Here is a 13848-nt window from a genome sequence, read left to right on the forward strand (position 1 = left end):
CCTTGTAAATACTACTTACAAATTTTTTGATTACTTTTCTTACTATATAGTCCATTAATAGCTTTTTGTAAAATATGTATTTCATAACAAACTTTTCCATTAGTTTTACTTCTATTTACTAGTCCTGTTATTTCATATACATCTATTGATTTAGGATTTGGAAAAATTCCATTTACTGGCTTATGTTTAGACACAAAGATTTTATTTGTATCAAAAATATAATAACTCTCATGGTGCTCATATTTTACTATATTATTTTTTTTAAACTCAATCATAAAAGGCTCATCAGGACTATTATAAAAGCCAAAAGATATATTAGTTCTTTCATCACTTTTTTCATCTAACTTGCTCATTTCCCAAGTCCCTATAATCTCTTTTGGCATAATAGCATTAATAGTTGAAATTAAAAACAGTATTAAAAAAATTATTTTCATTTACAAACCCTCTATAAAAAGCTTCTTATAAAATTATATTATGCTAATAATATTAAAAAAATACTTAAGATTTATGATTGTTTATATTTAAAGAAAAGCAGAGAAATAAGTAAAGCCTAGTAAAAGGCTTTACTCTTTTTATTAAAAACTTTCCCACTCATCATTATCAATTGATTTTTGAGGTGTGATTACTTTTGTTTTTTGTGAAGAATTCTGTTCACTTATTTTTTTGTCTGTAGGCTTAAGAGTTTGAGTCACTTTTTTTGTACTTGTAGTTTGTTCTTTTTTTACTACATTTACTGATTTACCCTTCCCCTCAAAGTTATTTAGATTTACATTATTTACAATATCTATTGCTATTTCATTTGTTATTTGAGCAATATCATTTGTTTTATCTGCAACTGCTGCATTTTCTTGTGTAAATTTATCTAACTGCCCAACTGCATCAGCTATTTGTGCCATACCTATAGATTGTTCTTTTGCTGCATTTGTTACATCATCAATTAATTTACTCGTCTCCACAATTTTTGTTTCAAGATTAGTAAACCCTTCTATCATTTTAATACTTATTGTTTTACCATTATTTGCTTTTGTTGTTGCACTCTCAACCAACTTTTTAATCTCTTTTGCAGCTTCTGCAGAACGAGAGGCCAAGTTTCTTACTTCTTGTGCAACTACTGCGAAACCTTTTCCAGCTTCACCTGCTGTAGCTGCTTCTACTGCTGCATTTAAGCTTAGGATATTTGTTTGGAAAGCAATTTGATCAATTACTGTTATAGCTTCATTTATATTTATAACTGTATTATTTATATCTTCCATTGCACTAACAGTATCATTTGCTAAGCTTTTACCTTGAGTTGCTGATTCTTTTGTCTCATTAGAGATTGAATTCATCTCTTGTGCTTTATGATTTGTTTGTTCAATTGTACCTGTAATCTCATCTATTGAAGCAGCTGTCTCTTCTAATGATGCAGCTTGAGATGTGGCATTAGAACTAAGTGTTTTTACATTTGAAGTAAGTTCATCTGAACTTTTTTGTAAAGATAAACCATCTTCTTGATTATCCCTTAACATATCTGTAATCATTCTATTCATTTCTATTATTTCTTTTCCAATTTTTCCAGAATGTTCACTATCTAATGTAGCTGTAAAATCTCTTTTCATATAAGATGATAAAATTTCACTTATTTTATTTAAATCTTGTCCAACTAATCGTTCTAAATTCTCTAACATAGTATTAAGAAGATTTTTCAATTCATTAAGAGAATCGGTACTTGTACTTTTGTCTATTCTTTTATTTAAATATCCTTCACCCACATGATTTACTACATTTTTAACATTTTCAAGTAGTTCATTATCTTGATTAATTCCAACTTGAATTTTTGTTATGTTTTCATTTATACTTTTTGCCATGGCACCAAATTCGTCATTTGATTTTATCTCAATTGATTTTGTTTCGCTTGTCTCTTTGTTTAAGTATAAGAAAAATCCATCAAGTCCACTAGAGATTGATCGTAGATTAAAATTAAGCTTTTTAATAGTGAAAATAACTACTCCAGCCATTAATAAAATTCCAATTAAAGCAGCTATTATTGAAAAATTTCTTATGAAATAAGCATCTTTTAAATACTCATTTTCAGGTACAGTTAAAAACAGATTCCAATAAATCCCTTCATTACCAATAGCAATAGCTTTTGAATAATAAAAATTAACTAATCCAGTTTCTTTAAGTCTTGAAAATGTTGTATCTTTATTCTCTTGTGCTCTATTCATAGCATTTTCAAAGTTTCCAGTAGGAGTAACTAAAACCCCTAGGTTTTCTCTTTTTGGATGGGCTAGATTATATTTATGTTGTCCTACAAGGAAAAAGTAACCAGTATCATAATACCTTGTCTCTTTTGCTTTTTGAGCAAATATTTCTAAGTTGATATCAATTCCTGCTACACCTATATATTGGTTATTATTATACATAGGTACTCCAATACTTACCATAAGTACTTTTTCTCCATTTACAGGATATAAATATGGCTTAGTAATATATAATTTACCAGTTTCCATAGGGCCTTTTACCCATGCATCTTTTTCAGAATAAACAGCTCCAGGAGAAACAGATATTCCAGAATCTGTTCTTGTAATATAAGGATTGAATTGTCCAACTTTATCATACCCCTCTTTTCCAGCCATTTCCATGTTTTCTGGGAAAAGTAGTGTCTTATCTTTTATTTTAAACCAAATACCAACTATAAGTTTATTTTGATTTAAAATATCTTTGAAATACTGAATAACTTCTTTTTGCTCTAAAGCAATACCAGTTTTAAAAGGAGATTCAAACTTTTTAGCCATCAATCTAGTGATAAGAATCGTTTGGTCAACTTCTCCTTGTATAATACTAGCTTCTTTAAAAGCAGCCTCTTGTAAATATTTTTTAGCTTCGGTTTGTGAAGTTTCATATGAATACTTAATAACAAAAAACATTGTTATTCCAAAAACTACAACCATCGTACTTAAAACTTGTAATAATAACTTATTACCAAAACCCAACTGGCTTCTCATCTTTTCTCCCTTTTATATCTTTGTTAATATTCTGTTAATATTATACTCTGATTTGGTTACAAATTAGACTACAATAATAATATTTTCTTATAAAAATAAAATTATAATAACAATATTTTATGTATAAAAATTATTCTATTTAAGCTATTTTACGAATAATTAAATATAGTTTACACTTGATTAATAATAAACTTACTATAATAAATAAAAACAAGGTAAGTAATGATACTTGATTATGAAAAAACAGACGATTTAACTAAATACAAAATTATGTCAGATACAGTAGTTCCAAGACCTATAGCTTGGATAGTAACAGAAGATAATGGAGTTTTAAATGCAGCTCCTTTTTCATACTTTATCCCAATATCAAGTAATCCAGCAACATTAATTGTTTCAATTGGAATAAAAGATGATGGTAGCCCAAAAGATAGTTTAGCAAATATTTTGAAAACAAAAAAGGCCACAATTTGTTTTGCAAATAAAGACAATGTGGACAAAGTAAAACTATGTTCAACTATGTTAAAAAAAGAGCAAAGTGAAATCAAAGAGTATGATATAAAAGTGCAAAAAATACTTGAAGATTTTCCACCTATGATTTGCTCTTCTCAAAGTGCTCTATTTTGTGAATATTATGACACAGTTAAAATACCTGGGAAAACTACACCTCTTATATTAGAGATAAAAAAACAGTTCATTGAAGATGATAGAATCAATGAAAAAATGCACATAAATGTAGAAAATATAGGAAGATGTGGAGCTTTCTTTAAAGCTATGGTAGACCTTTAAATTTTAGGTCTTACCATCTCTTGAGGTTTTACATATTCATCAAACTCTTTTTCAGTAAGTATTCCCAATCTTAGTGCTTCTTCTTTTAAGGTTGTTCCATTTTTATGGGCTGTTTTTGCTATAAGTGCTGCCTTTTCATATCCAATATAAGGATTTAATGCAGTTACTAACATCAAAGAATCATTTAAGTATTTTTCTATATTTTTTATATTTGCATTTATTCCAACTGCACAATTATCATTAAAGGCTTTCATAGTATCACTTAAGAGTCTAATTGACTGCAAAATATTATAAGCAATCACAGGCTTAAAGACATTTAATTCAAAGTTTCCTTGGCTAGCACTAACACTAACTGTTGTGTGATTTCCCATAACTTGAACAGCAACCATTGTCATAGCTTCACTTTGGGTTGGATTTACTTTTCCAGGCATAATTGAACTTCCCGGTTCATTTTCTGGAATATTTAACTCACCTATTCCACATCTAGGACCTGAAGCTAACCATCTTATATCATTTGCTATTTTCATAAGATTAGAAGCCAAGGCATTTAAAGCTCCACTTAAAAAAACTTCTCCATCATGGGAAGTTAAAGAATGAAATTTATTAGGGTGTGATACAAATTTATAGTTTGTATTAGTATTTATATTCAAGTTTTCACAAACAAGGCGCGAAAAATCTGGGTGGGAATTTAATCCTGTTCCAACAGCCGTTCCTCCAATGGCAAGTTCTGTTATATATTTCATACTATCATCTATTTGATTTAGTGCTTTTTCTAACATCTCAACATAAGCTGAAAATTCTTGCCCTAAAGTAAGTGGTGTAGCATCTTGAAGATGTGTTCTTCCTATTTTGATGATATTTTCAAACTCTTTTGTTTTATTTTCTAGGGTTGTTTTTAGTTGATTTATTGCAGGAATTAGTTGTTTTTGTAACTCTAAAACAAAAGCTATTCTCATAGCACTAGGATATGTATCATTTGAACTTTGACCTTTATTTACATCATCATTTGGATGTATTAGTTTTTCAACTCTAAAATCTTTTCCTAAAAGTTCAGTTGATCTTGAAGCTATTACTTCATTTAAGTTCATATTTGATTGGGTTCCACTTCCTGTTTGCCAAACAGCTAAAGGAAAATTATCATCAAGTTTTCCCTCTATAATTTCATCACAAACTTTTGAGATAACATCTTTTTTTTCTATTGGAAGTTTTTGTAAGTCATAATTAACTATTGCGCATGATTTTTTTAAATATGCAAAAGCTTTGATTATCTCTTTTGGCATTTTTTCAATACCTATGGGAAAGTTTTCCAAACTTCTTTGGGTTTGAGCTGCCCAATATTTATCATTTGGAACCTTGATTTCTCCCATAGTATCTTTTTCAATTCTATAATTCATCATAATCCCTTTGTTTTTATTAATTATATATCAAAAAACAAAGAGATTATTTAAAAATTATTATTGAACTATTTGATGAAGTTTAGAACACTGTGAAAGTAATACCTCTGATCCTGACATATCTTGTATAATATCTTCAAAAGAGTGAAAATGTGCATTATAAACATATATAAATATTTCATCCCCTTTTTCTAAATAGTGATGTTTACCAAACTCACTATATGCTGTTGCCCCAGCTGCTATTAAGATACCTTTTTTATTATTTATGTCTTTTAAATATTGTGGTAATGCTTCAAGTGGACCTACTTCTTCTTGGGTATTAAATTTATCTATCATCCAATCTTTTAATTGACCAAAAAAGTATGAGTATGAGTTTACAGCGCTAACTGTTCCATAATCATGTACAATTCCATCTCTTTTTAAAAATGAAGCGATGTGATATTTATTTAAAATTCCTTTTTCATCAAAACTATCTATTTCAATAAATTCAGGTGCAATTCCTTTTGATGATGCTCCCCAGTTCTTTTTGCTACTTAGCATCTTCCCATCTTGCACTCTATTTGAGCAATCATTAAATGCCCCAAAAAGTCTTGGTTTCAAATCTACTAATTTATCATTTTCATATACGAAATCACAAATTAATCCTACTTCTGCTTCAACTTGTAAATGCTCTATTCCATTATGATTTATCTCATCTGTACAAATAGGAAATTGTCCTAAATAACTCTTATCATTTGGAATATAAAAAGGAAATAATCCTTTTGGTGCATCTTTTTCCTCTGTTTTGATTACTGAAAACTCATCTGCTTCCCCTGCTTCCCCTAAGTGATTTGCAAAGTTTCCTGCAACACCAAAACCTAAATAATCTTTTAAGTCTTCTGTATTTATATTGTGTTTTTTCATTTTTTTGCCTTTAAATTTTAAAATTTATGACAATTTATTTTTTATTTTGGGATGATTATTTATTAAAGTGAGAATATTTTCGTGAAGTTTATGTGGGTAGTTAAATTATCTTATCTAAAAATCTACCAGCGGTATAAACTCTTCTCACTATTGTTGGCGAGCATGACCAGTTTTTTATTAGCAAGTACTGTAAAGTTATAGTTTGTCATCTTTTATCCTTTCGTAATTTTTGAAGATAAAAGATTACCCTCTTATCTTCAAAATTAGCTTAAATTTTTAAACTAAGAAAAAAATCTTTTTTCTACTTCATCTAAAAGTTTTCCACCAGAGAATTTAGCTCTTTGAACTAATTCCCAAAAGTATCTATATGTTGCTCTATCATGTAGTTCACCATCATATTGAATAGGTCCCCACTCTGCATTTTGTGCAGCTAATAAAATATTTTGTGCAGCTTCAAGTTCTGTAAAATCTGGTTTCATAGCATCTACGATTGCTTGAACTTGTGTTGGATAGATTGACCACATTCTCATAAATCCAAACTCATTTCTTGCTCTCTCCGCATCTTTAAATGTTTGGTATGGATTTTTTAAATCTAAAGTTACATTGTGACAAGGAATAACATGATTTTCAATAGCTGCTTGACATACTTTTGCTTTAGCAGCTGCAATTAATCTATGTTCAAATTGACCTGGGCTTCTCATATTTATAGCTGGAATTGCACCTTGGTAACCAGAAACAAAATCCATAAGACCGAAATCTAAAACTTGTAACCAAGGTAGCGTTGCAGTTTTTTCAACATCTCTTAATGCCCCATGAGTTTCAATTAAGATATGAATTGGAATCTCTCTTTTTATTCCAGCTTCCTTTGCTACTTTTTGAATATACTCAATTTGTGTTTTAGCGTCTTCATAACAAGTTGATTTTGGCAGAGTAATATATGCAAGTTTTTCACCAGCACCAGGTACTAAAATATCAATATCTTGTCTCCAATCAGGGTGTGAAAAATCATGGATTCTAGTCCCTGCCATCGCATAAGGATTTGCTTCAGAGTTTACAATTCTTACTATCATTTCTGCATGTTCTACTTCTTTTCCTGTTTCTGCTCCATCTTCACAATCACAAGTGATATCAAAAACTGGTCCTAGTTTTTTTTGCATTTCAAAGCCTTTTAAAATAAGCTTTTCACTTCCTGCAAAGTGCTCACAAGTTGGGATGATTGGTAAAGATTTTCCTGATTCAAATAGTGCTTTATTTGGATGTGTCATAATATTTCCTTTTTAAATTTCGTCCCTCAATTTTAAAAGGGACCTTTTTTATTTAATGTCTTCTTTTCATCATGGGAATTAAATTCCCATTAAAAGAAGCAAAACCTAAAGAAGGCAACGAGTTGCCTTTTGCCTTAACTCTATTTTTGTTTTTTTGGTATAACTACTGTGTAGTCTAAGTCTAATACAACTTCTTTTTTATACTTTCCATTTTCATCAAAAGTACTTGTAAAAGTCTCTGGTCTTTGGTTTTTAAGTGCTACTGTTCGAAGTCGCAATAATCCCAAATCTTCTCTTTCATGATTAATTGTTTCAATTACTTCAGTAAAGGCATAAATAGTATCTCCTGCATATGTTGGATTGGCATGAGCTCCACTATTTATTGAGTAAATCCATTGGGCATTTTGTAAGCCATTAAAGGAAATACTTCTAGCTATTGAAATAACATGTCCCCCATACATAAGTCTTTGACCCATTGGTGTGCTTTTCATCATAAAATCATCAAAATGTACTTTTGCATTATTTTGATAAAGTTTAGTTGCTAAGGTATGATCGCTATTATCAATAGTAATACCTTCTGCGTGATTTAATCTCTCACCTGCTTCATAGTCTTCAAAAAAATAAACTCCACCTGTAACATCAGTGTTTATATCTTTTAAAACTGGAATATTTATCTCTTGTGCTATGGTTTGAGTTTTTGCAAAAGTTGGAACAGTATTTATTCCACTCATTTCACCTTTATTTCTTTTGTGAACCATAACCCATCTTTTAAGATTTAAAACCTCATTTTCATCTTGGTTGTATCCAATAGAGTGCACATAAACCACTCCACTTTTACCATTTGAATTCTCTTTTAAACCTATGATTTCAGTCTCAAGTCTTACTGTATCTCCTACAAATACGGGATTTGGGAAAGACACTTCGGCATAACCTAAATTTGCAATTGCATTTAAAGAGATATCTTGAACAGATTTTCCAAAGGTCAAATGAAACATCAATAAATCATCAAGTGGTTTTTTATCATATCCCATTTCTTGAGCTAAGATATCCGATGAATTTAGAGAAAATCTACTTCCAGTTAAGGCGATGTAAAAAGATACATCACCATCACTTATTGTTCGAGGAAGAGGATGAATTATTTTTTGACCAATTTTAAAATCTTCAAAGAAGTTTCCAAAATTGATTTTAGTGCTTATTTTAGACATTTTTCTTCCTTATTTACCAAATAAATTTTGACCTAAAGATTTGTATGTTTCATAAAGTGTTATCATCTTTTTAGCCCATTTTATTCTACTTATATCCACAAGTTTATCTTGATATAAAATAACTTCTTTACCATCTTTTACAGCATCTTCATATAAAGAAATCATCTCTTCATACTCTTTTACCTCTTCTCTTTTTGGAGTAAAGATATCATTTATATACTCTATTTGCACAGGATGAACTAAAGCTTTTCCATCAAATCCTAAATCAAAGGCATCTTTTGTAGAATCTTCACAAGCAAACTCATCATGTACATCATAATGTGGTCCATCAATTACTACTTTATCATAAGCTTTAGCAGCAAGTGCTATTTGTGAGAGATAATTAATAATAGCTTTTGAACCTTTTTTAACATCTATTTGCAGTCTATTTGCAAGTTTATTAGAACCTGCAACTACTACTTCTACTCTAGACGATGCAGCACATATTTCTTGGATATTTAGAACTGACAATGGCGACTCTATCATTATCATCATTGTTAATTCTGGGTTTACCTCATCAATTAATTTTGCTGCTTCTAAAACATCTTCTTTATTATCAATTTTAGAAAAAAGTATTCCATCTAGTTCTATCTCTTTTGCTAGTTGTAAATCTTTTTGTAAATCTTCACTTCCTAAATTATTTACTCTAAGAATTCTTTCTGATTCTCCGAATTTTGAACCCTCTTCTTTAAATACTTCTTTTAATACAACTCTTCCTGCTTCTCTTTGTTCCATCAAAATAGCTTCCATATCAAAAATCAAAGTATCAGCTAAAACTGTTTTTGCTTTTTGTACATACTTTTTATTATATGAAGGAACATATAAAAGTGATCTTCTTGCTTTATATTCAACAAGTTCTTCTCCTACACTTAAAGCAACTTCTTGTTCATGTATGTTTTTTACAAGTTGTTTTCTTAAAACCTTACCATTTTTAGTTCTTGGATAATCACTCATAGCAAAGATTCTCTTAGGCGCTTTATATTTTGCCAAGTTATCTTGAGAATATTTTAAAATCTCAGCCTCTTCTTCTTGGCTTAAAGGTTTATGTCCAATCACTGCAATGGCAACTAATGTTTTATCTTTTTCAATATCTAAACCAAACGCTACACAATCAGCAACTTTATCATGAGTTTTTACAACTCTTTCAATCTCATGTGGAGATACTCTAAATCCAAAGGTATTGATAATGTCATCTTTTCTACCTATGAACCAAATATAACCATCTTTGTCTTTTTTAGCATAATCACCTGTGAAAAAGTATCCATCATGTTTAGCTTTTGATGTCTCATCATCCAATTGCCAATACTCTAAAAATAACCCTGGATCATCAACTCCTATACAAATCATTCCCTCTTCTTCAGTATCTACTTCTTCTAAAGTATTTGGATCTATTAGTTTTACGATATGGCCTGGTTGTACAAAACCTGCACTTCCTGGTCTAATTGGATTATTAACAGAGTGTGATATATAATAAGAACATTCACTCATACCTATTGCTTCATAAATATCTTGTTTAAATCTTTCTCTCCAAAGTCCTAACATCTCATCTGATAAATGCTCACCTGCACTCATGCAGTATCTTAAACTTGGGCAATCTTCAATCGTTGTTTTTGTTTTTTGGATAATTTGTCTATAAATAGTTGGAACTCCAATAAAAATAGTACATTTATGTTTTTTAATTAAATTTATCCAAGTTGAAGCATCATTTGCACCTTCATATGCAATAACTGTGTGACCATTGTATAAAGGGTCCATCAATGCAGAACCTAAAACATAAGTCCAGTTAAACTTCCCAGAGTGCATGATTCTGTCATTTTCTTTAAAGTTAAACCAATACTCAGTTGCAGGTGTTCTTCCCACAAGTGATCTATGTGAATGTAAAACACCCTTTGGATAACCAGTCGTTCCTGATGTATATACTAAATATGCTGGCTCACCTGATTTTGATTTGTAGTGATTTGGTGTTGCATCACCATTTTTTAAAATCTCATTTAAAGAATATACATTTATACCCTTTGGTTTTTTAAGATCATCAACACTATCAATTGCTGCTACAATTATTGTTTTTAGATTATCTACATTTTCTAAATATGGAACTAAGTTCTCATACATAGTTGCAGATAACACTATAGCACTTGCTTGTGAATCTTCTGCAAGATACTTAACCTCAGAACCACTTAAAAGTGTAGAAGTAGGAACTGCAATAATTCCAGCTTTTATTGCACCAAAAAATGAAATTGGATAAGCCAATGAATTTTTTAAACAAACTAAAACTCTATCTCTAGCACCAATTCCAATACTTGTAAGGAAATTTGCAACTTGGTCAGATTTTTTAGCTAAATCTTTATATGTTATTTCATCAGTACCTAATTTATCATCTTCTATAACCATTGCAGTACTATTCTCTTTTGGTGTTCCCAAATGAGCTGATGTACAAGCAACCCCGATATTTAAAAATTCAGGTACTTCGATTTTAATAGTTGAACTCATATTATCTCCTTACTATATTTGACCATAAGGCCAGTTTTCTTTAAATGTATGTAACGGCATTTTATTTAATACTGTTAAGGCAAAAGCTTGATCTTCTTTACTTAAACTTCTTAAGGCATAACCTCTTAGAAGATTTTGTAATGACTTACCAAACATCGGAGGATCTAACATCTCACCTTTATATCTAATAGCTCCACTTAAAAGTGCATCTGCTTCAATTGCAGCACTTAAGATTTCTATATCTTTTGCTGTCTCTTTTGGACTTGGAGTAAAAGCAACTTTACAAACATTTATATGATTTGGAGTAATAACTTGTTTACCTGTTAATCCCATAGCTGTTTCTCTTTTAGCATGTTCATAAACATGTCTTGAAGCATTATCACCGTGTAAATCTAACCATCTTCTAATATCTTTTTTCTCAACACAAGAATCAGGTAATGAATTAGGAGTAAGTAAAACTTCAACCCCTCCAATTACACCTTTTCCTTTTATTCTAGCTTCCATTGTAAGCATATTAAAGAAAGTTTCTAACTCATCAATCCAACCCTCAGGTGTGATTTTATATGCCATTGCTTTTGAAAAGTCATGGATACCAAATACCACATGTTGTACAGTTGAATGACTCATAAGTCTATCAGCTATTTGAAGTGATTTTGGATGCTCAATGATTGGTTGAATTTGTAAATTACTACCAATAGAAACTAACCAAGAAGATAAATCTCTAATCTCAGCATCTCCATAAACTTCACCAGCTTTTGCTAATACAATTGCATCAATATATTTATGAACTTGCTTTAACATTTTTAAATCTTCTTCATACTCATCTGTTCTAAAAGGGTTGATTCTAATAGCTATTTGAAAATCTCTTTGTGGAAATTTTGGTAACTCTTGAATCAAAAGTTCCCTACTCATAGCTTTTTGTCTACAACCATCTTCTAAGTCAAATAACACTGTATGTGCTTTTGTTTTATAAGCATGTTTTTGAAGTCTAAGCTTTGCTTGCTCCATAGTCTCATAGCTTCCATCTAGTGGATTAAACTTAATTGGAGGATAATATATTTGAATCCCTGGCCAATATCCACCAAGTACTGGTTTCAAATCGTCATTTGCCGTTAATTTTGATAAATCTATTACAGAAGAAGTCATGATATTTACCTTTATGTTTTTCTTTTTGTAAGGGAATTAATCCATAGGTAAAATAAGCTCATATATAAATTTTATTATTAGTTTTTAAATTAAGGAATATTTTATAAGTTCTCCTAGATGCCATTTTATAGGCTTTATATGAAACATCTCAAAAGTGAGTTTCACATAGTGAGAAAATTTTTGCAATAAATCTTGCAATCCAAAATAAAACTTTTGCAATTATTTAATTAAATGTTACTTTTAGTCAAATAAAGATTCTTTAAGTGAAAATTAAACATACAAAGACAAAAACAAAAGCAATTTAAATAAAAAATGTTAAAATATATAAAATCAAATACAAAGATACTATATTGCAAAATCAAAATAAGTCATTAACAAAAGGTTTGTTGATTTTAAAATCAATTATGAATTCAAGCAAACCTTTAACAGCTAATTTTTTATGTCAAACCCATGATATAGACAAAAGTACAATGTCAAGACTTATCACCACTTTGGTAAATGAAGGGTTTATTGAATATGTTGAAAACTCTAAGGAGATAATTTTAAGTGATATTATGAATAATATATCACAAATAGAAGCTAGAGATAAAATAGTTGAGAAAACAAGAACCTTACTTGATGAAATATTTTATTTAACTCAAGAGTGTTCATATATAGGAATACTTGAAAAAGATGCCGTTTTATATTTAAATCAAGTGGACAAATCAAATAGAGTTTTAAAAACAAAAGACTCAATAGGTCTACATGCCCCACTACATGCAAATGCCTTTGGAAAAGTTTTGTTAGCATATGAAAATGTTGATTTGAAAACTTTAGATCTAAAAAAATACACAGCAAATACAATCACTACAGTTACTAGATTAAAAAAAGAGATTGAAGAAGTGAAACAAAGAGGTTATGCTATTGGTTTTGAAGAGTATGAATTTGGACTTTTCTCAATAGCTGTTCCATATTTCAATAATAAAAAAGAGTTTGTAGGGACAGTTGGAATATCTGGCTTATCTGCAAGAGTAAATAAAGAAAAATCCCATGAATTAGGTAAAAAGATATTTGATTTAGTTAATCCTGTAATCTAATCTTTTTTTATTTTTATTAAGACTTGATTTTTTTTATCTCTAAAAATTACATCTTTTTTATTGCTATTAAAAATAGATTCTAAAAAACTATCTTCATAAGAACTACTCAAATATTTTTTATTAAACTCTTTTAAACTTTCACACTCAAAAGTAGAAGTACAAACTCTATCTTTATATATTTTCATATCTAAGACTGTTTTCCCTACACTATAAATTTGCACTTGAGTATAATTTTCAAACTTAGAAATAAAGCCTTTATCATAAAACTTCATAACAGGTGTTTTTATAAGAATCGTTGCACTTGTGGAGTTTATAACTTGTCTTGATGCACAAGATGAAAGTAAAAAAGTAATAAAAATAATACTAATAATTTTTTTAATCAAATATAGTTCCTTTTAATTTAAAAATGATTTTACAATAATACTTTCAAAAAAGCTACATCTTAAACTACTATTATAAAATTAAAAGTACCACATTACATTAAAGTCATATGAACACATAATTAAGTTGTATTAAAGAATATACTTAAAGGATAAAATTTAAATTAACTTAATTCT

11 protein-coding genes are annotated in these 13848 nt (G+C 29.4%); 2 read left to right on the forward strand and 9 right to left on the reverse strand.

All coding sequences use genetic code 11. The features are described 5' to 3' along the window. Positions 1-11: 11 nt before the first annotated feature. Both LXN10_RS05850 and LXN10_RS05855 read right to left on the reverse strand, forming a co-directional pair. Positions 12-434 carry a hypothetical protein gene (locus LXN10_RS05850; protein ID WP_375724941.1) on the reverse strand — a complete coding sequence of 141 codons (423 nt, stop codon included), beginning with the start codon at positions 432-434 and terminating at the stop codon, positions 12-14. A 141-nt stretch (positions 435-575) separates the two neighbouring features. Beyond that, positions 576-2987 carry a methyl-accepting chemotaxis protein gene (locus LXN10_RS05855; RefSeq protein WP_375724942.1) on the reverse strand — a complete coding sequence of 804 codons (2412 nt, stop codon included), beginning with the start codon at positions 2985-2987 and terminating at the stop codon, positions 576-578. Positions 2988-3209: 222 nt separating this feature from the next. Between LXN10_RS05855 and LXN10_RS05860 the strand changes: the two genes are divergently transcribed. Further along, positions 3210-3773, forward strand: coding sequence for a flavin reductase family protein (locus LXN10_RS05860; RefSeq protein WP_375724943.1), 564 nt, complete (start codon positions 3210-3212; stop codon positions 3771-3773). Here LXN10_RS05860 and fumC read toward each other — a convergent pair. From fumC to LXN10_RS05890, 6 genes are all read right to left on the reverse strand, one after another. Then, the gene (fumC, locus tag LXN10_RS05865) at positions 3770-5167 is read right to left on the reverse strand and encodes a class II fumarate hydratase (protein WP_375724944.1); all 1398 of its coding nucleotides are present in this window, start codon (positions 5165-5167) and stop codon (positions 3770-3772) included. The two genes, LXN10_RS05860 and fumC, sit on opposite strands and share 4 nt — an antisense overlap. A gap of 60 nt (positions 5168-5227) precedes the next feature. Further along, positions 5228-6070, reverse strand: a complete 843-nt coding sequence (locus LXN10_RS05870) for a DUF5718 family protein (protein ID WP_375724945.1) — start codon at positions 6068-6070, stop codon at positions 5228-5230. 281 nt (positions 6071-6351) lie between these two features. Further along, a complete protein-coding gene (locus LXN10_RS05875) occupies positions 6352-7335 on the reverse strand; it encodes an HpcH/HpaI aldolase/citrate lyase family protein (protein ID WP_375724946.1) in 984 nt (327 codons plus the stop codon). 140 nt (positions 7336-7475) lie between these two features. Further along, positions 7476-8540 (reverse strand): MaoC family dehydratase, encoded by a 1065-nt coding sequence (locus LXN10_RS05880; RefSeq protein WP_375724947.1) that lies wholly within the window; start codon positions 8538-8540, stop codon positions 7476-7478. Between the two features lie 9 nt (positions 8541-8549). Continuing rightward, on the reverse strand, positions 8550-11069 hold the full coding sequence (locus tag LXN10_RS05885) for an aldolase/citrate lyase family protein (RefSeq protein WP_375724948.1): 2520 nt from the start codon (positions 11067-11069) through the stop codon (positions 8550-8552). 12 nt (positions 11070-11081) lie between these two features. After that, positions 11082-12215, reverse strand: coding sequence for an HpcH/HpaI aldolase/citrate lyase family protein (locus LXN10_RS05890; protein ID WP_375724949.1), 1134 nt, complete (start codon positions 12213-12215; stop codon positions 11082-11084). A 350-nt stretch (positions 12216-12565) separates the two neighbouring features. On the opposite strand from LXN10_RS05890, the gene LXN10_RS05895 reads away from it, so the two are divergent. Further along, positions 12566-13291: an IclR family transcriptional regulator gene (locus tag LXN10_RS05895; RefSeq protein WP_375724950.1), complete on the forward strand. Its 726-nt coding sequence runs from the start codon at positions 12566-12568 to the stop codon at positions 13289-13291. Here the strand turns inward: LXN10_RS05895 and LXN10_RS05900 are convergent. Continuing rightward, positions 13288-13674: a hypothetical protein gene (locus tag LXN10_RS05900; protein ID WP_375724951.1), complete on the reverse strand. Its 387-nt coding sequence runs from the start codon at positions 13672-13674 to the stop codon at positions 13288-13290. The genes LXN10_RS05895 and LXN10_RS05900 overlap by 4 nt on opposite strands. Positions 13675-13848: the final 174 nt, after the last annotated feature.

Origin of the sequence: Arcobacter iocasae, assembly GCF_042214795.1 — a bacterium.
GTDB lineage: Bacteria > Campylobacterota > Campylobacteria > Campylobacterales > Arcobacteraceae > Arcobacter > Arcobacter iocasae.